The sequence below is a fragment of the Nostoc parmelioides FACHB-3921 genome (assembly GCF_014696625.1).
Lineage (GTDB): Bacteria > Cyanobacteriota > Cyanobacteriia > Cyanobacteriales > Nostocaceae > Trichormus > Trichormus parmelioides.
Map to the genome: position 1 here is coordinate 321,424 of NZ_JACJQL010000001.1, position 21,607 is coordinate 343,030.

General features: G+C 41.0%; 15 protein-coding genes. 9 read left to right on the forward strand and 6 right to left on the reverse strand.

Going from position 1 to position 21,607, the window contains the following annotated elements; all coding sequences use genetic code 11:
- Positions 1–203 precede the first annotated feature (203 nt).
- Both H6G14_RS01255 and H6G14_RS01260 read right to left on the reverse strand, forming a co-directional pair.
- On the reverse strand, positions 204–878 hold the full coding sequence (locus H6G14_RS01255) for a response regulator (protein WP_190565332.1): 675 nt from the start codon (positions 876–878) through the stop codon (positions 204–206).
- Positions 878–2,086 (reverse strand): sensor histidine kinase, encoded by a 1,209-nt coding sequence (locus H6G14_RS01260; protein WP_190565333.1) that lies wholly within the window; start codon positions 2,084–2,086, stop codon positions 878–880. Before H6G14_RS01260 ends, H6G14_RS01255 begins: the two co-directional genes overlap by 1 nt.
- Before the next feature lie 308 nt (positions 2,087–2,394).
- Here H6G14_RS01260 and H6G14_RS33945 point away from each other — a divergent pair, with 308 nt between their 5' ends.
- Positions 2,395–3,729 (forward strand): calcium-binding protein, encoded by a 1,335-nt coding sequence (locus tag H6G14_RS33945; protein ID WP_190565334.1) that lies wholly within the window; start codon positions 2,395–2,397, stop codon positions 3,727–3,729.
- 252 nt (positions 3,730–3,981) lie between these two features.
- Here H6G14_RS33945 and H6G14_RS01270 read toward each other — a convergent pair whose 3' ends face one another.
- Complete coding sequence (locus H6G14_RS01270; protein WP_199325995.1) at positions 3,982–4,983, reverse strand: tetratricopeptide repeat protein; 1,002 nt, start codon at positions 4,981–4,983, stop codon at positions 3,982–3,984.
- Between the two features lie 323 nt (positions 4,984–5,306).
- Here H6G14_RS01270 and H6G14_RS01275 point away from each other — a divergent pair, with 323 nt between their 5' ends.
- The 3 genes from H6G14_RS01275 to H6G14_RS01285 all read left to right on the forward strand — a co-directional run bounded on the left by H6G14_RS01275 (position 5,307) and on the right by H6G14_RS01285 (position 9,515).
- Positions 5,307–6,035, forward strand: coding sequence for a peptidylprolyl isomerase (locus H6G14_RS01275; RefSeq protein WP_190565454.1), 729 nt, complete (start codon positions 5,307–5,309; stop codon positions 6,033–6,035).
- 300 nt (positions 6,036–6,335) lie between these two features.
- The gene (locus tag H6G14_RS01280; RefSeq protein ID WP_190565335.1) at positions 6,336–8,687 is read left to right on the forward strand and encodes a CHASE2 domain-containing protein; all 2,352 of its coding nucleotides are present in this window, start codon (positions 6,336–6,338) and stop codon (positions 8,685–8,687) included.
- Between the two features lie 27 nt (positions 8,688–8,714).
- The gene (locus tag H6G14_RS01285; protein ID WP_190565336.1) at positions 8,715–9,515 is read left to right on the forward strand and encodes a DUF928 domain-containing protein; all 801 of its coding nucleotides are present in this window, start codon (positions 8,715–8,717) and stop codon (positions 9,513–9,515) included.
- A gap of 130 nt (positions 9,516–9,645) precedes the next feature.
- Here the strand turns inward: H6G14_RS01285 and H6G14_RS01290 are convergent, their stop codons facing one another.
- The 3 genes from H6G14_RS01290 to H6G14_RS01300 form a co-directional block, all read right to left on the reverse strand.
- Positions 9,646–12,198: a CHAT domain-containing protein gene (locus tag H6G14_RS01290; RefSeq protein WP_242053320.1), complete on the reverse strand. Its 2,553-nt coding sequence runs from the start codon at positions 12,196–12,198 to the stop codon at positions 9,646–9,648.
- A gap of 273 nt (positions 12,199–12,471) precedes the next feature.
- Entirely contained in the window at positions 12,472–13,629 is a 1,158-nt protein-coding gene (locus tag H6G14_RS01295) for a DUF1822 family protein (protein ID WP_190565455.1), read from the reverse strand.
- 4 nt (positions 13,630–13,633) lie between these two features.
- Positions 13,634–14,794, reverse strand: coding sequence for a sigma-70 family RNA polymerase sigma factor (locus tag H6G14_RS01300; RefSeq protein WP_190565338.1), 1,161 nt, complete (start codon positions 14,792–14,794; stop codon positions 13,634–13,636).
- A gap of 225 nt (positions 14,795–15,019) precedes the next feature.
- Between H6G14_RS01300 and H6G14_RS01305 the strand changes: the two genes are divergently transcribed.
- The 5 genes from H6G14_RS01305 to H6G14_RS01325 all read left to right on the forward strand — a co-directional run bounded on the left by H6G14_RS01305 (position 15,020) and on the right by H6G14_RS01325 (position 21,607).
- Entirely contained in the window at positions 15,020–15,244 is a 225-nt protein-coding gene (locus H6G14_RS01305; RefSeq protein ID WP_190565339.1) for a mersacidin/lichenicidin family type 2 lantibiotic, read from the forward strand.
- 60 nt (positions 15,245–15,304) lie between these two features.
- Positions 15,305–15,517 carry a mersacidin/lichenicidin family type 2 lantibiotic gene (locus H6G14_RS01310; RefSeq protein WP_190565340.1) on the forward strand — a complete coding sequence of 71 codons (213 nt, stop codon included), beginning with the start codon at positions 15,305–15,307 and terminating at the stop codon, positions 15,515–15,517.
- 220 nt (positions 15,518–15,737) lie between these two features.
- Entirely contained in the window at positions 15,738–15,962 is a 225-nt protein-coding gene (locus H6G14_RS01315; RefSeq protein WP_190565341.1) for a mersacidin/lichenicidin family type 2 lantibiotic, read from the forward strand.
- A 138-nt stretch (positions 15,963–16,100) separates the two neighbouring features.
- Positions 16,101–19,352 carry a type 2 lanthipeptide synthetase LanM family protein gene (locus H6G14_RS01320; protein ID WP_190565342.1) on the forward strand — a complete coding sequence of 1,084 codons (3,252 nt, stop codon included), beginning with the start codon at positions 16,101–16,103 and terminating at the stop codon, positions 19,350–19,352.
- 38 nt (positions 19,353–19,390) lie between these two features.
- Positions 19,391–21,607 (forward strand): peptidase domain-containing ABC transporter, encoded by a 2,217-nt coding sequence (locus H6G14_RS01325; RefSeq protein ID WP_190565343.1) that lies wholly within the window; start codon positions 19,391–19,393, stop codon positions 21,605–21,607.

A 21,607-nucleotide genomic window follows, 5' to 3' on the forward strand; every position in this document is an offset into this window, starting at 1 on the left:
GGGACTGTGAAGGGTATATCTTGTCAAGAGTTGCGATCGCTTTAGAATCTGGGTCGCTAATTTGATGCGTATATTTGTACTAATATTTGTAGTTAAATTCTCACTAAAGGCAATTCGGCACCTGATTCTCAAGATGCTTCAGGTTCATGAGGTAATCTGCGGAAAAATATCACCGAACGTGATAAATTCTTGAGGCTCAACAATTATGTTTTAGCAGGATGAGTTAGGAATCCAGGCTGTGCAGTTGCAGAATGGGCATAAATTGCTAATTGCGCTCGATTCCGCAGGGTCAAGCGATTGAGTAGATGGGTGACATGAGTTTTTACTGTTCCTTCTGAAATAAAAAGCTGTTGTGCAATATCTCGATTCGTTAAACCTTGACCAATCAATTGCAGTACTTCTTGTTCACGGGGTGTTAATTGTCCTAGTGCGGTTGACTCTACAGGTTGGGCGGCTGAAGCCGTTGAAAATCCTGTAATCAGTTTTTCCATTAAACCAGGAGCTAGTTGGGTGTAGCCTAATTGCACAAATCGAATCGCTTGTGCCAACTCTTCCGATGGCATATCTTTTAATAAGTATCCCTTTGCGCCCGCCCGCATAGCATCTGCAATATACCCATCATCGTCAAATGTACTCAACACTAATACCTTGACCTGGGGATACTGTTGCGTAATCGCGCGGGTTGCCTCTCGTCCATCCATCACAGGCATTCGCACATCCATCAATACTACATCAGGCTGCAACGCTGCCACTCGTTCGATTGCCACTTCACCGTTATTTGCAATGCCAACAACTTCTAAATCTGGCTCCAGCGATAGCATCGCCTTTAATCCTTGACAAATCAAATTCTGATCATCCACTAACAGCAGACGAATCATTACAGACCCTCTTGTAACGGTAACTCCACTAGAATACAGCAACCAGCTTGTGATTCTGACTCGACTCGAAAACTGCCTTGAAGCGCAGCAATTCTCTCTTGCATTCCATGTAGTCCATATCCAGTAGATTTGCTCTGTGGCTGAAAACCACATCCATTATCCCGAATGCTCAGATGAATGCGATCGCTCGTTTGCATTAGCTCGAATTTTACAGCAGTGGCTTGTGCGTGTTTGCAAATATTAGTTAATGCCTCTTGTGCAACTCGGTAAATTGTTTTTGTCATCTGAGCCGGCAGAATGGTTTGCAAACCAATGTGGACTGCAACGTGAATTCCCGTACTTTGCTCAAACTCTTTTACCAGAGAGGCGATTGCTTGTTCTAATGGCTCTTGGTCTACCATATCTGCCCTCAAGGTATTTACCGACTGTCTTACCTCTTGCATCGCCACTTTACCCAGTCGTTGCGCCTGTTCTAAAAACGGTTTAGCTTCGCTTGGGTTGTGCTGCCACAGTTTCACCGCAGTTTGCAACTGGACATTGAGCGTCGTCAGGGCGTGTCCCAGGGAATCATGGATTTCTCTAGCAATTCGATTGCGCTCTTGAACTGCTGCTAAATCCTCAATTTGTAGGGCATACTCTCGCAACTGTTCGTGGGCTAGTGATAATTGTTCCTGGGTTCTTCGCTCTGCAATTAAGGTACTAACTAACTGCGACACGAAAAATAACCCTAACCCAAACATCAAAAGTTCTGCTGTTTGGTGCATCCATATTTGCTGCTGTTGAGCATTCGGTAGCATCAAGGGAGTCACAGTCTGAAGATACTGAAACTGATGAACCATATACAGCAAAAGGGAGAGAGCCGCTACAATCCATCGACCAGGAGCTTCAAATAAAAAACAACTGCGAATTAACACGATTAAATATAGTGTCGGTAGGATGTGTAGATATCCCAAAGTTGTGCCGTAAAAGATCAGACCCATTTCGAGTGCTGTATACAAATAGCGAAACAGGGTTTTACCACGAGGCAACATCCATCCCATTACGCCCAGTGTCACCAGGATCAGAATATGCTGTACCGGCAAACTTTGACGTTGCCAAGCTTCGATGGCTGCCATCACACCACAACAGCTCAACATCGTCCATTCGGTATACAGCAGAAAGCGAAACGGCTGAGGCTGTGTTTTGAATATAGAGGCGATCGCAGTCATGACAACGGCTTCCAGTAGTTCTATTGATATATTTTCAACAAATACTACAAATGTGATTGAATTTCCAGAAAAACCTGCAAATTTCTAACTTTCGTTGATGCTCTTCCCTTTGAGCATGACTAAAGTTAGAAGCGATGTGGATAATTGATTGATTGCTCGCCCCCTCAAGAATGCCCATTTCGTTGATGTTGGATCACGACGTTCTTCAGATGGATTGCCTAAAGCAATTTCCTAGTATTGTGACATAGCAAATCGAAACAAATTCTTTTGATTTCGCTCGAATTTTACTTCAATCTAGGAAAAAAGATATGGCACTCATTATTGGAAAAGATGACAACGATACTCTGTTGGGTGGTGCGGATGGCGACTTTATTGTAGGATTTGCAGGCGACGATCTGATTAATGGATTGGGTGGCAATGATCTTCTAATTGGTGGTTTTGGAAACAATATTTTGGATGGTGGAGCAGGAATTGATACTGCTAGCTATGCTGGCTCCGGTAACAACGTTGTTGCTTCATTAGAAACTAGAAAAGCTACCTTCTTTGGCGGCAGTGATTCCTACTTTAATATTGAAAACTTAGTAGGCAGTAACAACGATGATATTTTAACGGGCGACGGTGGTGCGAATACTCTTGATGGTAGTTTTGGTAATGACCTGATCTTTGGACGTGCAGGAAACGATCGCTTGCTAGGGGGCGCAGGAAGGGATAGGCTCTACGGAGAAGCTGGCGACGATCAACTGTTGGGAGGCGATGAGGTAGATCTACTAGAAGGGGGCGATGGGGGTGATTCGCTCAGGGGTGACAAAGGCAATGACACCATGATCGGCGGCAATGGAGATGACTCGTTTACATGGGTGGATGGCGATGGTAGTGATCTCATTCAAGGTGACTCAGGTAATGATACCGTACTATTTAACGGTTCAGATACTCAGGGCGATCAGATTACTCTTAGCCTGGTTGGGACAGAAATTCTCTTACAACGCACCAATCTCGTTGCTGTCACCTTGAAAACCCAGGGCATAGAAAATTTCAATGCCATTAATGGTCTGGGTGGAGATGACACATTAATAGTTAGCAATCTGAATGCAGCTAGTGGTGTCTCCTTTATTCAATTTAACGGTGGTGATGGAAACGATAGGCTGTTGGTGAGTTCTACCTCCGCAGTCTTCGCTGCTGGTGGCGGTAACGGAAATGACGTTCTTTCAGGTGGTAGCGGAAATGACTCTCTTTTTGGCGATGAAGGAAACGATTTCCTTGCAGGGGGATTTGGAGATGACACGCTCACAGGTGCTACAAGATCCAATCTCGGTCGAGGCGAAGTGGATGTACTCATAGGTGGTGCAGGTCGAGATACGTTTGTCCTGAACAACTTCTATGATGATGGCAACTTGTTTGCAGATGGCACTGGAGATTTTGCTCGTATCATAGATTTTAGCGACGATCTCATTCGCTTGAGTGGCCCGCGCAGTAACTATGAATTGAAAACAATTACCAATTCCCTGGCGCAAGGAAGTAGCACTCCAGATGTAGGAATCTTCAAGAACACAGGATTTTTACAGCCGCTTGAATTGATTGCGATCGTTCAGGATGCACCCGGTACTCTCAATCTGAGCAACATAGCACAATTTAGCTTCATCTAGTTCTCAAATTCATCTAGCTCTTAGATAACTACACCGCATCGAGTCTAAATCAGGAATGGTGTTGTGTGAGGCAAAAACACAGCACTATTTTTACGTAGTTCGTTCAACTGGAAAAAATGCGCCCCAGTTAAACACTTGTTCCAACATAAATCACTTTCTCTCGACTTGGACATCCTTGATGGTCGAATGCTTTACCTCGATAGACCCAAAAACCCAATTTCTGGAAGAAACTGGGTTTTTTTGTATCAGCAATTAAATTTTATGACGACGAATTAATGATTCTAATTCGCTGGTCTGATTATCAATGACCCCAATTATGGGACTGTGAAGGGTATATCTTGTCAAGAGTTGCGATCGCTCTATTTTTAAAGTATCTATTCTCTCATACGCCGCATTCGCTATCAGGCTTTTTACCACCCCTGGCTCTACTTGGGGTTGCGTGTTTGCCAGCTGCTGATATAAGTCCTGAAGTTGAGCATCAAAATTTTTCACTGTAGGGTGTTGAGACTGGAGTCTAGCTAAATTTAATGCCCGTTCAACTTCTGTTTTAGCAATTGTGCGTAAAATATCACCAGTAGTATTCTTGGGTACTGTTACAGCTACACCCATACTTGATAGCTCATTTCTGACTTGAACCAACATCTGTTGATATCTGGTATCCATCATTCCAGTATGAAAAACTCCATCTGCATATTGCTGCAAGAGTTTTTCTGCTATCTTGTAGTCAGCGATCGCACTTTCTTTATTCCCTAATTCTTTGTAAAGATTGGCTCTAAATAAGTATTCTTCAGCATTCAAGCTACTGTTATTACCAATTAATTGAGTTAAATCAGAAATTGCTTTTTGTTTTTCACCCAACTTTTCATAAGCTCTAGCCCTGTTCCAGTATGCACCAGTACTAAAACCCAATCTACCCGTATTTTGCCTAATCACTTCGGTATAGTCTGTCACTGCTGCTTGATAATTTCCCATTGCGGCGTAGGCGTTCGCTCGATGATAGTATGGTTCTTCAGCTTGGGGATTAAGTTTAATCGCTTGGGTGAAAGCAGCAACCGCCGCCGACAAATCTTTTTTACAGTCTTGCTGAAAGTGTCCCATACCCAAGAAGTGGTCTACAGAGTTAACATTTGGTGGGATTGGCATTTGGCAATCAGCAGAGAGACGAGAATCCGGTGTTTGTGCAAATACTAAAGGTATCGAAAAGCCCAGCAGCAAAACGGCAGACAATGTATAGGTGATGGAAGTGAATTTCATACTTGTTGAAGTATAGAAGTATTTTTCCTGGGGGTTGTTGAGTGTTGTGATCTACATCTGTCACTACACCTCCACAAGACCAATTTAACGGTGACAGCAATTGATTTGCCATAAGAGTAGATCGAGGATTATCATTGATGTCTTTCAGCTAAAAGCAAATGTACTACTTACAGACAAATACGGATGATTTTCGTTAAAACTTTACATAAATTGTGTACTGTTGCTATTAATATTTTAAAGCCATAGAAGAATGTCAGACCATTACTCCTATGGGGGAACTAACTCAGCATCTATCAACCCCAAAGCGCCAAACAGAACAGATAATGACTGAAGTGCTGCAAATCGGCAACCGTACTATTCAAGCTAGTGAACTCATTCCCTTACTGGCTAATTATCAACTTCTACCGCAATTATTACGGGAATTAATTATCGATGAGGCAATAGCAGCAGTAGAGTGTAAGCCTGAGGAGTTAGCCCAAGCTAAACAAAGGTTTTACGCCGATAAGCAGTTAGCCCAAGAAACAGACATTCAAGCATGGCTGGTACAGCAAGGTTTGAGTGCCGAACAATTAGACAATATTATCGTTCGCAAGATCAAGCTAGAAAAATATAAGCAAGCCACATGGGGCCCAAAACTGGAATCTTATTTTTTCCAGTTGAAAGCGAAACTAGATAAAGTCATTTATTCTCTGCTGCGAACTCAAGACCCAGGACTGGCGCAAGAACTCTATTTTCGCCTGCAAGCAAAAGAACAATCCTTCGCAGAAGTAGCACAAAAATACTCCCAAGGCCCAGAGTCCCAAACTGGTGGATTAGTCGGGCCTGTTGAGCAAAGTTCACTACATCCAGCAATGGTACAAATACTTTCTAGTTGTCAACCAGGACAAATCTCACCTCCAACGAGGATTACTGAGTGGTATGTCATTGTGCGGGTAGAAAAGTTTATCCCTGCACAACTAGATGAACCGATGAAAGCACGCCTACTCAACGAATTGTTTGAGGGTTGGATGCAGGAACAGCAAAGGCAAGTAAATATAATTCCGTCCGCTTAATTTTAGTAGTTCGCCCACCCAAAATTGGGGCAGAAAAGGTATAGGGTGTATTTATCAGTCATAAGTAATGGATAAGGTGATATGCACCTAAATCAAATACTCTTGCGTCAGGGCTGTCCATAGTCAAGAGTCCAGAGTTAAAGGCTAGCTTGGACTGTGGACTTTGGACTTTTGACAACCTGAGTGCGAAATATACAATTTAAATGCGTAACAGCTTATTTACTTCATTACTCGTTCGGTATTAGTAGATAACCTGCTGTACTAAAGTTAAGTTAGATTGCCATATTTAGGGTACTGACGTTGGGCAAGTTAGTAGTTTTAAAGTTAGGCACAGGTAGTTTCGAGGCGGGATTTCCTGTAACACTGCAAATTGGCGACGACAATTTCCGTCCAATTGTAGAAATTACTAGTGAACTACCACCGAACCCAGAAATTCCCCTTTGTTATCATCAATGGCAGTCTATTTATAGGCAACTTAAATTTTCTGGTCGTCCTATTGGTATTCCCAAGCAATCGAAACAAAACTCCTCCTTGGAAGATTGCGAAAAAGCGGCTGATAATTTGAGATTTCAGTTAAATACTTGGTTATCATCCACTAGTTTTCGTTCTATCCGTGAAAAATGGCTGGAAAAACTTGTACCGGAAGACCTTATCCGTGTACTACTACAAACTGATGATTTGAGGCTGCAAAAACTGCCTTGGCATTTGTGGGATTTATTAGAACGCTATCCCAAGGCCGAAGTTGCTCTGAGTGCGCCTAGCTACGAACAATTCAACCGCAACTTACAACCTCAATCACAGGTGAAAGTTTTAGCAATTTTGGGTAATAGTCAGGGAATTGATGTTCAAACAGACAGTCAAATCTTGGCAGAATTACCTCACGCCAATACTACCTTCCTCGTCGAGCCATCAAGCAAAGACCTAACTGACCAACTATGGGAACAAGACTGGCAAATTTTGTTTTTCGCGGGACATAGTGCTACTAATAGCAGCAGTAATGAAGGGAAAATAGATATTAATCAAACAGAAAGCTTGACAATTAGTCGATTAAAGTATGGTTTGCGAAAATCTGTAGAAAAAGGGTTACATTTAGCAATTTTTAACTCCTGTGATGGTTTGGGTTTGGCCCGTGAGTTTGCAGATTTGCACATACCACAGATCATTGTTATGCGAGAACCCGTCCCTGACCAGGTAGCGCAACAATTCCTGAAGTATTTTTTAGAAGCTTTCGCTCGTGGTGAATCTTTATACCTAGCAGTTCGAGAAGCGCGGGAACGTTTGCAAGGACTAGAAACTCAATTTCCTTGTGCTACTTGGTTGCCTGTAATTTATCAAAATCCGGCAACGATGCCTTTACTGTGGCAAGAATTACACCTTAACCAAAATAGTCAGCAAATAACATCCGTACCCAAAAACCCAACTAGGAGAGGTATTAAGCTAAGACAAGCTTTATCTGCGGTCATGCTTACCAGTATAGTGACTACAGCATTTTTAATGGGGGTACGATATTTTGGTTTCTTGCAATCATGGGAGTTAATGGCATTTGACCAGATGCTGCGTCTGCGTCCTCAGGAAAAACCAGATTCTCGTATACTGATAATTGAAGTTACAGAAGAAGATGTACAAGCTCAACCAGACAATAGGCGCGGGTCATTGTCTGATGAGGCTTTAGATAAGTTATTAGCCAAGTTGGAAACGTATAAACCACGAGTAATTGGTTTGGATATATACCGAGATTATGCTGTACAGCCAGCTTATCCCAAGTTGGCGGAACGGATGAAAAACAGCGATCGCTTTGTGGCAGTATGTCAAGTTAGTAACCCCCAAACTGGCAAGCTAGGAATTAAACCACCACCAGAAGTTGCTTCTAATGCTCTGGGTTTTAGTGATATTGTCATTGATGCCGATAATGTGGTGCGTCGTCATCTGTTGGCTTTAACTCCCCCTCTCTCATCTCCTTGTACTGCACCTTATGCTTTAAATGTGCAGTTGGCTCTACGTTATTTACATAGGGAAGGCATTCAGTTACAATTCACCCCTGATGGTGCATGGCAATTAGGTCAACTAACATTTTCACCCATCGAAGCCCATACCGGAGGCTACCAAGGTATTGACGCTTTGGGACACCAGATTTTACTTAATTATCGCGCCTTTCCCAACTTAGAAGCGATCGCCCCCCGCATCACCTTACAACAAGCATTAACCGGTAAATTACAACCTAATGCAGTTAAAGACAAAATAGTCTTAATTGGCACAACCGCCGAAAGTTTTCGAGATTATTCACTAACTCCCTACTCTTCCTCGGAAGGTAAGTCACAGCAAATAGCCGGAGTTTGTTTACAAGCACAGATGGTGAGTCAGTTGTTGAGTGCGGCTTTAGATGGAAGACCTCTGTTATGGACTTGGTATCTCTGGGGTGAAATGATTTGGGTTTGGGGTTGGGCTATGACTGGCAGTTTACTTGCTACATATCTGCGACAAACCACTTATTTAAGTTGGGCAGTTGGGGGAGTGTTTCTGAGTTTATACGGTTTTTGCCTGATATTATTAATACTATATAGTTGTTGGGTTCCTTTTGTACCTGCGGCGATCGCTTTAAGTGCTAATACTGTCATTCTCATAACAGTAATTAAGCCTATCAAACAATCATAAAAATATATTTTTCCTTGACCAAAAATCATGAAAATCCTGCAATTAAGCATAGCTTTGGGGATAGTATTCACCAGCAATATATCCTATCCCTTAAAACTCCAGGCTTTACCAACTAATCATCATCTAGCCTCAGTGAAATTTATTCCTCCACCACCACCAGACCGAGGCGCAGCAGGCTCTAGAAGTGGTGCTGCTAGTCGGGGGTGTGAAATAGGTAATCAGACCGTAACAGCTTTAGTACCAACCTATCAAAACACTCTAAATAGTGATCAGCAATCAGTTGTTCCCATCACTCAAGTTTGGGGTTTAACAAACGCTGAACATCCTGAGTTTTTCTTTTTTGTTCCCTACAATGCCTCATCTATTAAAAATATCGAGTTTGTTTTACAAGCACAAACCGATAGCAAAAATAAAACTTTATATCGTACTAATCTGACAATTCCAGAATCGCCGGGAATTATTAGTGTGCATTTACCTCAAAATGAAGTTTCATTGCAGGTAGGAAAAATGTATCAATGGTTTTTAAAAGTACGCGTACAATGCGACCAAAAACAACCATTGAGACTAGATTATACAAATGGTTGGGTACAGAAAATTAACCAAAATGCAACATTAACAGCACAATTCAAACAAGCAGAACTTGAACAAAAAGTGACACTCTACGCCACAAATGGTGTTTGGTACGATACTGTCAAAAGTTTGGTAGAATTACGCCTGAGCAATCCCCACAATCAAAGTTTACGAAAACAGTGGCAAACTTTGCTCAATTCAGTTGGCTTAGAACAAATAGCTAATCAGCCACTAATTAATTGTTGTAAACCTCGTTGAGAATGATCTACTTTGCTAACAAACACAGGGTATAAACTTAAAATTCCTCACCCACAAGAGGATGAAGAATCTGGTAATGGGTAATAGGTAATAAGTAATAGGTAATAATCCAATTACCTATTACCTGGGTTTATAACCAATTACCAACTAATGTATAAGCAGCCCAGTAACCGGGGTGATTGTAATTAGGATATTTAGTTAATAATTTTACTTGAGCGCGACGTAAAGCTTCTGCTTTCGTCACTTTATTATTGACTAATTGATTGTAAAATTCACCAATTAAGACAGCAGTAGATTGATCATTAATATGCCAGAGTGAAGCGAGTGTGCTACGTGCGCCTGCTTTAACTGCTGCACCTGCCAAACCTAATGTAGCACGATTATCACCTGTGGCAGTTTCGCAGGCACTCAAAACTAATAATTCCAATATTTGTGAATTAGTTGCACTCTGACTACGGAGTAATTTATCGAATTCTAAAACATTAATGTAACCATCATTGGCTAAGATAAAAGTATCTTCTGGTCGAGAGCTAAATTGTCCGTGAGTTGCTAGATGTAAGATATTAAAAGGAAGAGAATTAACATTTTTTTCAAGATTGATAATAGTAAAATCTTTGTCTAGTAGTTTTTTAGTAGATGCTCCTGTTTGAGCAATCAGATCAAATTCTAATTTGATTCCCGGTAAGGGTGGAAATCTAGAAAAATTCGGTGGTGGTTCAACTAAACCCGCAGCAATAACTTGCAATGGACTTTCAGATATAGGTTTAGGTGCTAATAGTTGCAGCCCTAAACTTACAGCAATAGCGTATTTTTCTACTAAATATTTCTCCCCATCGTAAAGTGCAGGTAGTGGTGTATTTTTTAATTCCCCATCTAATACAAAAACTAGAGTATTAACTTTACTGTTAGCTAAATCGGATGCAATAGGTTTAATTAACCAATTATAGACTTCTTGGGCAAGAGTTTGTGCTTCCTCTGTTCTATCTGGTTCTAAAATATATTCCCTTAATTGTGCCAATGTCCGCTCAACATCTACCTGGGATTTGTTATTTGTAAAATAGCGCAGTGGTTGCTGAGGAATCTTCACAATTACTTGCAATTGTTCTGGCAGAATAATAGGATACAATATTGCAGTGTTGGGATTTTCTTGATCTACTATTTGATCTAAAATCACCCTCTGCCCTTGTAAACAAGCTTCTCTAAAAAAGTTATCTAGTTCTGCTAACTGTAGTGCTTCTATGCGAGTTCTAGCTTTATCTAATGTTTGAATGTCAGGTTTGTTACCAGCATTTTGCAAAAGTAAAGCTACCGACTCACGATAAACTGGTTCTACATTATCTCGGAAATTAAACTGAATATCCTGATTGACTACTACTAAATCAGTACGCAGTGATTCTAAAGTTTCTACAGTTGCGTCATATGCGGCGATCGCTCCTGTAAAATTACCTTGGGCTTTGAATAATCTACCTAATTGCCATTGCCATAAATATGTAATTTCTGGGGCGTTGCTGCTTTGTGCCAATATCAAAGCCTGTTGTGTCAAGCTAATAGCCTCAGCAATTTGTTGTGTTTTCTCATACAAACCGCCCAAATTACCTAAAGCATAGGCTTCTGCACGAATATCTTTTAAACTCCGGGCTTGTTGTATGGATTTAGCCAAGAGTTGAGCTATTTGGGATGTGGGGGTATTATTTAAACTACCCAAACTGTGCGCCAAGTTAATGTGGGCATAAATTGAAGGACGAGACGGTGGAAGTGGTGAGAGTAAAGATTGAATTTCAGGAATTAAAACTTGTGCGGCTGCAAGTTGTTTTTCCGCAATTAATAAATTGAGATGATTCAGTCTAGCTTTAACTTTTGTTAGAGGCAAAGGTGAGATATTAAATGCTTGTTGATAAAATGCGATCGCCTGAGATTTTTTTTGTTGTATACGAGCGTTATTACCTAAACTGAGGAGAGTTAAAGCAATATTTTCTGGAGATTTCAGCCGTTGATAAATTGCTAAACTTGCTTCTAAAGCTAGACGAGATTTTTCTAATTCTCCCACATTTTCTAAGGTATCACCCAAAGACAGTAGAACCCCTGCCTTTGCTAAAGAATCATCTTGAGAGTTGAGAGTTTGGTTTACCTGTTCTAGTTGCTTAATGGCTTGCTGATTAAAACCTTGATTGCGTAATGCTTGAGCTTGATAAAGTCGTGCTAAGGTAATACCATTGTTATCGCCTAGCCGAGTATAAATATCTTCAGTCTGTTTCCAAGTTGTTAGAGCTAATTCTGATTTACCTGTGAGAAAATGTAAGCGTCCTTGAATATCGAGAGTTTGTGCAAAAACTGCTAAATTCTTACTGTTATTATTCTGTAAATCCCAACTCTTAGTAATAGCTAATTGTGCTTTTTCCCAATCACCAAGCTGTTGATAAGCCAATGATAAATTACTCAAAGCCACAGCTTGTTTTAAACTATCTCCCTGGCGTTGATATCCTTGAATTGCTTGCTGTAATATTTGCACAGCCTCAGCAAATCTCCCACTTTCATACAATTTTTGACTATCAACAATTTGAGATTCTCCACCCTGAGCGATGATTGTCCTTTCAGGAATATTTGCAAAGGTTGGAGTTACTAAAACACATATTAATATAGTAATTAATACCAGCAAACAAAAATTAAAAAATTTCTTCGTCATTACTACCATTTCCTAACAAGTGTTGGTATAGGGGTATAGGGGTGTAAGGGTGTAGGGGTGTAAGGTTGGGGACTTCCAGAAAATAAATTATCCAATGTTGAGAGCGAAGATGATGAACAGATTCTTTCTCCCCCTGCTCCCCCTGCTCCCTCTGCCCACCAAAGTGATTGGATATTTTTTTAGTTGGAAGTCCCTTGTAGGGGTGAGAGTGTGGGAGTCAGGGGAACAATTCTTTAATTTTGAATTTTGAATTTTGAATTGATTTGTCCCCAACTAAAAACGCAAAATTTCACGCTCATAGTCTAGCGGTAAAGGTATAACTTCCCAAGCTAAACCTTCACCGGGTTCTAACATCACTTCTACAGACAGTTCTTCTATAGGACTTGTCGCGGTATCTTCATTGTGAGGAAATGGTTGTAAGTCTTCTGTGAGTAGTCTGAGTTGAAAACCTACAGGAATGAGATTGTCTGAATTTGTCGGGTGTAATTCAAACCGCCAAATGTTTTCATCAGGATTACCTTGAGAAATAACTCGTAACTCATAAGTATTACCAGCTACTAATATTTGTCGAGATAAACCCAAAAGAGAAACTTGACTTTCTGCGCTTCGCATACCGGAAGACGCAGCTAAAAACTGTCGTCGTTCCCAGCCTAATTGTTGAGCAAAATTTGCTACACCTGCTTGTAACCATTGCCCTACGGATGCTGATTCTACAACGCCTTGACGCAATTCATACAAACGTTGTCGCCAACCGCCATGAGTGATTAATCCTCCCCAAAGTTGAAAGGGAACTTCTAGGCGAGGAAATTTGATATCTGCGTGACTTAATCTTTGCAGTAAATTATCTGCTTGGGTTTGGGGTAAGGGCGGTAGAGGCGCAACTGAGGCGCGCGTGATTTCTTCAGGAGACAATTGGCGAGTTACCCAGAGTACATTCAAGTCGGAAATTAGCTGATCAGATTCTAAACTGTAAGTGCGATCGCCTACATCATAAACCCCTACTGTTTTCACTTGTTGATGGGTTGTGTAACCAAAAACCCTCATCCAGCCTTCCTCAGAATTTAACTGTACAGCCAAATAATAATCAGCTACCCATTCAGGAATATCCACCCATTCTTGAGGTACGCGTAATTCATCCCCATCCATTGCTAAACTGGGAATTAACAGCAAGCGCGAGTTATCAAAACTCACAGCTGTACCATTAACTACTTCCCAAATACTCGGTAAAGCAGCCCTGTTGGGATGAACCTTCGCATGGGGTGTAATTTCCTCGTGCAACCACTCTAAAAACGTAGTTAAACAAACTTGATTAACCCAAGCACGCTGACAAGCACCAGGAGTAGAGTAGTTATGCTCTAGATTAGGTGATGTCTGAACCACTTCTAGAACCAAGTCATTATCAACAGCGAAACCCACAGCATGATCAAACATAATATCAAGCGGTTCTATAGTAATTGGTAAGCCATTCATCTAGACTTTTGCTGACGGCATCGACTACGACAGATGTCGGCGAAATATGCAAATTATCCTGACTCCACTGCGTTAGCGTGGTGAGTAATGAGCGTTTAATGCTACTTAGGCGACGAGAGACTGAATATTGCTTAATTTCTAACTTTTCGGCAATTTTTTGTTGAGTCAGATTTTGCTGATAATAAGCTTGGAGTAATTGTTGAGCCTGAATATCCAAAGCTGCTATAGCATCCATTAACACTTGATTTAATTGTATTTGTTGTGTTTGTCTAGTTTTAGCTTCCTCTTGGGCAATAATTTCCGTTAGTAATGATGCTGATAAGTCTGCGGGTAATGTATCTAATAAATTACCTGATTCCTGCCCAGAAATCGGAGCATCTACAGACACAAATTTAGGGTAAAGAAACTCTCGTACAGCTTTAGCGCAGGTACTCAACCATTTTTCCAACGTTTCGGGAGATAGTTGACTCAAGCTTTGTCTATTATAAAGTTGAGTAATGGCTTCCCACGTTGCATTTTCTGGTTTTCCTAGCTGACGGATAGTTTGACTGTCACTGGTGTAGAGTTCCTGAAAACATTCCCAAGCTAGGACGTAATTATTGATAATTTGACTATTAAAACCAGCATGATTTAAGGAAGTTACTAACCGCTTGCGGCTAATTTTATGCAATAAAGCCCAGTCAGTGCAGATATCTGCTTCTTTTCCCACACGTAAGGAGTCCTTCAGAAAACGCTCAAAAGCATATTCTGCATAGCTTTTTAAGCTTGTACTGTATTCAGGATTAAAATTTTTGAGAATTTTATGAATGCAGGAAATCGCTATCTGAAAACAATCAGCAATAGAAAATTGACTCGAAAAATTTAAGGCTATTTTTCTCGCCACCCAGTAACATACCTCTTGCAAATAAGCCGAAATATGTCCCACCGCTAGAGGAGAGGCTTCTATTTGCCAGATTTTGTACCAGTACAGCACCCAAAAGTTATCAGATGTCTGTTGTGGATATTGTTCTAAGCCTTTTTTTATACTTCGCTGTAGTTTGCTATCTGTCACCCAAACGCTGAACCTATCTGCATCAAACTGCACAAAGGTTGAGAAGGTTTCAATAATACCCTGTCGGGTTTGCATAAAAATTTTGTGAGTATAGAAAATTTAGACTTTACGAATTTACACTTAATTGTAATACAAAGCATTCCAGGCATTTCCTACATTTTTCAAAAAAATATTTTTACTAGGGTGCATAAACACTAAGAGCCATCGTAGAGAGTCACAGGACAACCAAAGCACAGTGAAATCGCTGAAGTAAAGGGTTGTTTATAAACAATAAATTGCCAACATCAAAGGAGGAGAATCATGTCTAATAATGACATTATTCGCGCTTGGAAAAATGAAGAATATCGTAACAGTTTGAGTGCAGAACAGCTTTCTCAATTACCTCAAAATCCTGCCGGGATGATTGAACTGCCTAATGAAGTCACACAAACACTTGCTGGTGGTGGATTTTCCAAAGGTGTTTTCTGCACAGGTTTAAAGGGATTTACTAAAGGCGTTATTTGCGACATCTTGACTAGAAGATAAGACGACTGGATTGACACAAATAACTATCAAAATAATTGCCAACATCAAAGGAGAAAAATCATGTCTAATTTTGACATTATCCGCGCTTGGAAAGATGAAGACTATCGCAATAGCTTGAGTGATGAACAACGTTCTCAATTACCTGAAAATCCCGTCGGAATGATTGAGTTACCCAATGAAGTCACACAAACACTTGCTGGTGGCAAATTTTCAAAAGGTATTATCTGTAAAGGCTGGACTTACGGACGTGTTTGCAAACTACTTCCGAAGTAGCACTATAGAGATAGTGCAAATAGTGTTTGCACTATCTCTATAGTGTATTATCACATTGCCAAACAAGATGAGTGAGTTGAACTCCTAAAATTTTTCTCACTCACGGCATAAACACTCAAAGTAATCGTAGAAATACCCAGAACGACCAAAGTAAAGCTAAAGCTCTGAAAAACAAGGTCAATTTCTAAAAGTAATCGCAAAACATCAAAGGAGAAAAATCATGTCCAACTTTGACATTATCCGCGCTTGGAAAGATGAAGACTATCGCAATAGCTTGAGTGACGAACAACGTTCTCAATTACCTGAAAATCCCGCCGGGATGATTGAACTGCCTAATGAAGTCACACAAACACTTGCTGGTGGTGGATTTTCTAAAGGTGTTTTCTGCACAGGTCTAAAGGGTTTTACTAAGGGTGTTATTTGTGACATTTTTACTAGAAATTAAGACAAATTTCTTGGCAAGACCAATGAAAATAAAAGGTTTGTAGTTGTGTGATTTTAGCCTACTTAACTACAAAGAATGGGTGAGCCTTTTTGGTTCACCTTTCCCAGTTTTTTTGAATGTGATTTTGGAAGAGAAACTATGCTTAATCAAAATTATGTTATTAATAAACAATGGCTGCAATCTCTGACATTAGCTGAACGTATTACCTTACTAAATATACTTAATTCCTCAAAATCTCAACAGCAGCTCAATGCCAAAACAGCACAACAAAGGATGCAACGCTGGCGGGAACAAAACTCATTTATGAGTGATGCTGATTGGGTGGAGCGTTTAAAATTGGATGGTGTAACTGAGGAAGAATTCCTGTACATTTTGGGTACGCCAATGGAGGTTATGGGCGATCGCGTTTCTCCTCCAGCATGGGTGTCAGAAATAGAACAAGCATTTATGAGAGCAGCTAACTCTGATACTCATATATTTCTGCCTCCAGATATGCTCAAAGAAGAAACAACTGGTTTTTTATATGTCGTTGAACCATTGATTCAGCAAGGCTTTGAGCAACTAAATGAGGAGATGCAAAAACTCATTCAGCATCAATCAGAGTTACCGTTTGACGCTGAAAGTGTGATGGATATTTTCCTGGGCAATTTACTAAGACAATTGTTGCCCATGTTACATCGAACGATGGTTTTAGAAATCAATGTGGCGCGATTGCAAGGATTGTTAAATGGGGATACGCCTGGAGAAAGATTTCAAAACTTCATCGCCAATTTACGACAGCCTTCTCAAGCTTTGGCTTTGTTGCAAGAATATCCAGTTCTCGCCCACCAAATCAAAATTTGTATTGACCACTGGATGCAGTTCAGTTTAGAGTTTCTGCGTCATCTGTGTGCTGATTGGACTGATATCTGCAAGCTGTTTAGCCCTGAAAATCAGCTAGGAGTGCTGGTAGATTTAGAAGGTAGTGCAGGTGATACTCATCATGGTGGACGTTCTGTTCTGATTGCTAAATTTAGCTCTGGGTTGCAGATTGTTTATAAACCGAGAAGCCTAGCTGTTGATGTGCATTTCCAAGAACTACTGACTTGGTTAAATAAGCGGGGTACTCATCCACCGTTTTACACCTTAAAGATTTTAGAACGGGGTTCTTATGGTTGGGTAGAGTTCATTACTGCTGCTGAATGTCAGACAACAGAAGAGATTCAACGTTTTTATCAGCGTCAGGGTGGTTACTTAGCATTACTCTACGCCTTGCAAGCAACTGATTTTCACAGTGAAAACTTAATCGCCGCAGGTGAGCATCCTATTTTGATTGACTTGGAAGCTTTGTTTCATCCTCACTTTGAGCGAGTGGAACTTGTCAAATCAGACTTACTGGCTTACAAAAAAATAGCTTTCTCCGTATTGAGTATTGGATTATTGCCACAGAAAATTTATGGCAATGATGAGTATGAAGGCCTTGACTTGAGTGGTTTGGGATCTGCACAAGGTCAACTTACGCCTTATCGGGTTCTTTATTGGGAAGGACAGGGAACTGATGAAGTATCTCTGAAGCGCAAACGCATAGAAATGCCAGGAAACCAAAATCGACCAACTTGCAACGGACAAGAAGTTAGTGTATTAGATTATACTGATTCTCTAATTACAGGATTTACTAATCTTTATTGGTTGCTGTTTAAACATCGAGACGAGTTACTGGCGGAAAATGGGATTTTAGCTGGCTTTGGGGAATATCATGTAAGGGCGATTATTCGTTCTACTTATATCTACAGCTTACTATTAACTGAAGGCTTTCATCCCGACGTTTTACGGAATGCTTTAGACCGCGATCGCCTGTTTGATAAGCTATGGCTAGGAGTTGCACAAGAACCTCATTTAACTAAAGTCATGGCTGCTGAACGCCAAGATTTATGGCAAGGTGATGTTCCCCTATTCACTACTCGCCCCAATTCGCGGGATTTGTGGACTAGTTCTGGCGAGAGAATTGTTGACTTTTTTGCTGAATCAAGTATGGCTTTAGTCCAGCGTCGTTTTCAGCAACTAGGTGAAGCTGATTTGACCCAACAACTGTGGTTTATTCGTGCTTCTTTGACAACCTTGGTGACGGTAGGGGAGCAAAGACAACAAACCAGTTACTCTGTAATTCCTGTAGATGATCAAGTTAGTCGTGAACAATTACTAAAAGCAGCACAAGCAGTTGGCGATCGCTTAGAGACGTTAGCATTATCTAGTGAACAGGATGCTACTTGGATTGGTTTACAGCTGACTCCTCAAGAAACATGGTTGCTCACCGGACTAGACATTGATTTGTATAATGGATTACCAGGAGTAGTATTATTTCTGGCTTATCTAGGTTCTATCACGGATGAGGAACGCTATAGCAATTTAGCGAAATCTGCATTAAATACCATTCTTCGACAAATAGATGCTAGACAATCTGATGTCAAATCTATTGGGATGTTTGACGGTTGGGGAGGAATTATTTATACCTTATCTCACTTGAGTCAACTGTGGCATCAACCTACACTGCTAACAGAAGCCGAAAAGATTGTCCAACTTCTCCCCGATCTCATTGCCAAAGATGAACAACTGGATATTATTAGCGGTGGGGCTGGGTGTCTTGCTGGTTTAATTACCCTGTATCATTGTGCGCCAAGCGATCGCACCCTGGCGACAGCAATGCAATGTGGCGATCGTCTCATCGCCTGCGCTCAACCGATGCAACATGGTGTCGCTTGGAGTACAAATATATCAGATACAGCACCGTTAGCAGGGTTTTCTCATGGTGTAGCCGGGATAGCTTGGGCGTTGTTAGAGTTGGCATCATTGACTGGTGAACAGCGTTTTAAAACCACTGCCTTAGCTGCTATTGAATACGAGCGTAGCCTGTTTGTTCCTGAAGTTAGTAACTGGCTAGATTTACGCAATTTTACGGCTCATGTTCTCGAAAAAAATTACCCCCAACATACCTGTATGACGGCATGGTGTCACGGTGCGCCAGGAATTGGACTAGCTCGCTTACGTTCCCTTTCACACCTTGATAATCACCAAATCCGTTCCGAAATTAACACAGCTTTGAAAACCACTTTAGTCAATGGATTTGGTCACAACCATTCCCTTTGTCATGGAGATTTAGGCAACCTAGAATTGCTGTTGCAAGCTAGTTTAACTCTTGATGATCCGCAGTGGAAAACTGAAGTTGATCGCTCTGCTGCGGCCATCCTTGCAGGTATCAATCAACACGGTTGGCTCTGTGGTGTTCCCTTGAGAGTGGAAACACCAGGACTAATGACTGGACTAGCGGGGATTGGTTATGAATTACTACGCCTTGCAGCACCAGAGATTGTTCCCTCAGTCTTGGGGCTAGAACCGCCCAAGCTTAATACTTAGTGATCGGCGTTTATCAGCGTACATCGGCGGTTTAATTCATGAAATACCATCTAATTCAACAACATAGCGAAGAAGACTGCGGTGCTGCCAGTCTAGCAACAGTGGCTAAACATTATGGTAAAACTTTTAGCATTAGTCGCTGTCGGGAAGCTGTCGGGACAGGACAGCAAGGAAGCACCCTCTTAGGATTGAAACAAGGCGCAGAAGCCCTTGGTTTTAATGCAAGAGCAGTAAAAGTAACTCTGGAGACTTTCAACGAAAACACCATTCCCTTGCCAGCGATTATTCATTGGAAAGGTTATCACTGGGTAGTTTTATATGGCAAACAGGGCAATAAATACGTCATTGCTGACCCAGGTGCAGGTATCCGTTATCTCGAAAAAAAATGGCTTTTAGAAGCATGGACAAACGGAGTCATGCTCCTATTAGAACCCGATCCAGTCCGCTTTTTTACTCAGGAAGATGAACAAGAAAAAATTGGCGGTTTTGGTCGCTTTCTGCGACGCATTGCCCCTTATCGTGGCATTTTGGGTCAAACCTTATTGCTCAATTCGGTTTTAGGTTTACTTTCCCTCGCTTCTCCTTTCCTGTTGCAAATTCTCACCGATGATGTTCTAGTGCGGGGAGATAGTCAACTTTTGACTAGTGTGGCTATAGCGGTAATTGCTATGCACCTCATCAGCAGTAGCCTACGGTTAGCTCAATCAAATCTCGTCGCCCACTTTTCACAACGTTTGCAACTAGGATTAATTTTTGAATTTGGTAGGCAGATTTTACGCTTACCTTTAAGTTATTATGAATCGCGGCGTAGTGGGGAAATTGTCAGCCGCCTGGAAGATATTCAACAAATTAATCAATTAATTTCTCAGATTGTTGTGAGTCTGCCCAGCCAATTTTTTATCGCTTTAGTATCTTTAGGTTTCATGCTGTTTTACAGTATCAAACTTACAGTATTAGCAGGTGCGATCGCTCTCTTGATGACCCTATCTACAATAGTTTTCTTACCCACCTTACAGCAAAAAATTCGCAGTGTTTTAGTTTTATCCGCCGAAAATCAAGGCGTTTTAGTAGAAACTTTCAAAGGTGCAATTACCTTAAAAACTACTGCTGCTGCTCCCCAATTCTGGGAAGAGTTCCAATGGCGTTTTAGTAATTTGGCTAACTTTACCTTCCGTACTATTCAAATTGGTATTGTTAACGGTGTCTTCTCAAATTTAGTATCTAACATTGGTAGCATCGCTTTAATCTGGTTCGGCAGCACCTTAGTCATTCGCCAGGAATTATCTATTGGGATGCTCCTGGCATTTAATAGTATGAATGGTAACTTTACCAGCTTTATTCAAACTACTATCGATTTTGTTGACGAATTTACCCGTGCTAAAACTGCTACCCAACGTCTCACAGAAGTCATTGACGCTACCCCAGAAACTTTAGATCACAGTCAAAAGCCTTGGGTAAAAATTCCCAGCAACGCAGATATTACCTGTACTAACCTGAACTTTCATCATCCAGGTAGAGTTGAACTACTGGAAGATTTCTCTCTGACAATTCCTGGGGGTCAGGTAATTGCTTTGATTGGTAAATCTGGCTGTGGTAAAAGTACCCTAGCTAAATTAATTGCAGGTTTATATCAACTCCAGTCTGGTAATATTCGCTTTGGTATTTATAATTTAGAGGATATTTCTTTAGACTGTTTCCGCCAACAAGTGGTGCTAGTACCGCAAGATGCACACTTTTGGAGTCGGTCAATTATAGAAAACTTCCGTTTAGGTTCGCCTGATATTAGCTTTGAGCAGATTGTCCAAGCTTGTCAGATTGCTGGGGCTGATGAGTTTATTAGCAACCTCCCCGACAAATATCAAACGGTATTAGGCGAATTTGGGGCGAATCTTTCAGGGGGACAACGGCAAAGATTAGCCATTGCTAGAGCCATTGTGAATAACCCGCCAGTGCTGATTTTAGATGAATCTACTGGCGCACTCGACCCCGTGAGTGAAGCTCAAGTATTAAACCAGTTGCTCACTCACCGCCAAGGTCAAACCACTATTTTAATTAGCCACCGTCCCAAAGTGATTCAGCAAGCTGATTGGATTGTGATGCTGGAACAAGGGCGATTAAAAATTCAAGGTTCTCCAGAGGTTCTAAGTCATCAAGCTGGTGAGCATTTAGATTTTTTGGATGGTGTAGATTTATCCTTCAGTAAAAATTTTTGCCACTGTCAATCCAATGGAAGTTTCTCAAGTAGCATTCGCTAA

What these genes read in the sequence shown, in the direction of transcription:
- H6G14_RS01255 (WP_190565332.1), bottom strand. Translation starts at nt 878, where the DNA reads ATGATTCGTCTGCTGTTAGTGGATGATCAGAATTTGATTTGTCAAGGA.
- H6G14_RS01260 (WP_190565333.1), bottom strand. Translation starts at nt 2,086, where the DNA reads ATGACTGCGATCGCCTCTATATTCAAAACACAGCCTCAGCCGTTTCGC.
- H6G14_RS33945 (WP_190565334.1), top strand. Translation starts at nt 2,395, where the DNA reads ATGGCACTCATTATTGGAAAAGATGACAACGATACTCTGTTGGGTGGT.
- H6G14_RS01270 (WP_199325995.1), bottom strand. Translation starts at nt 4,983, where the DNA reads ATGAAATTCACTTCCATCACCTATACATTGTCTGCCGTTTTGCTGCTG.
- H6G14_RS01275 (WP_190565454.1), top strand. Translation starts at nt 5,307, where the DNA reads ATGACTGAAGTGCTGCAAATCGGCAACCGTACTATTCAAGCTAGTGAA.
- H6G14_RS01285 (WP_190565336.1), top strand. Translation starts at nt 8,715, where the DNA reads ATGAAAATCCTGCAATTAAGCATAGCTTTGGGGATAGTATTCACCAGC.
- H6G14_RS01290 (WP_242053320.1), bottom strand. Translation starts at nt 12,198, where the DNA reads ATGACGAAGAAATTTTTTAATTTTTGTTTGCTGGTATTAATTACTATA.
- H6G14_RS01295 (WP_190565455.1), bottom strand. Translation starts at nt 13,629, where the DNA reads ATGTTTGATCATGCTGTGGGTTTCGCTGTTGATAATGACTTGGTTCTA.
- H6G14_RS01300 (WP_190565338.1), bottom strand. Translation starts at nt 14,794, where the DNA reads ATGCAAACCCGACAGGGTATTATTGAAACCTTCTCAACCTTTGTGCAG.
- H6G14_RS01305 (WP_190565339.1), top strand. Translation starts at nt 15,020, where the DNA reads ATGTCTAATAATGACATTATTCGCGCTTGGAAAAATGAAGAATATCGT.
- H6G14_RS01310 (WP_190565340.1), top strand. Translation starts at nt 15,305, where the DNA reads ATGTCTAATTTTGACATTATCCGCGCTTGGAAAGATGAAGACTATCGC.
- H6G14_RS01315 (WP_190565341.1), top strand. Translation starts at nt 15,738, where the DNA reads ATGTCCAACTTTGACATTATCCGCGCTTGGAAAGATGAAGACTATCGC.
- H6G14_RS01320 (WP_190565342.1), top strand. Translation starts at nt 16,101, where the DNA reads ATGCTTAATCAAAATTATGTTATTAATAAACAATGGCTGCAATCTCTG.
- H6G14_RS01325 (WP_190565343.1), top strand. Translation starts at nt 19,391, where the DNA reads ATGAAATACCATCTAATTCAACAACATAGCGAAGAAGACTGCGGTGCT.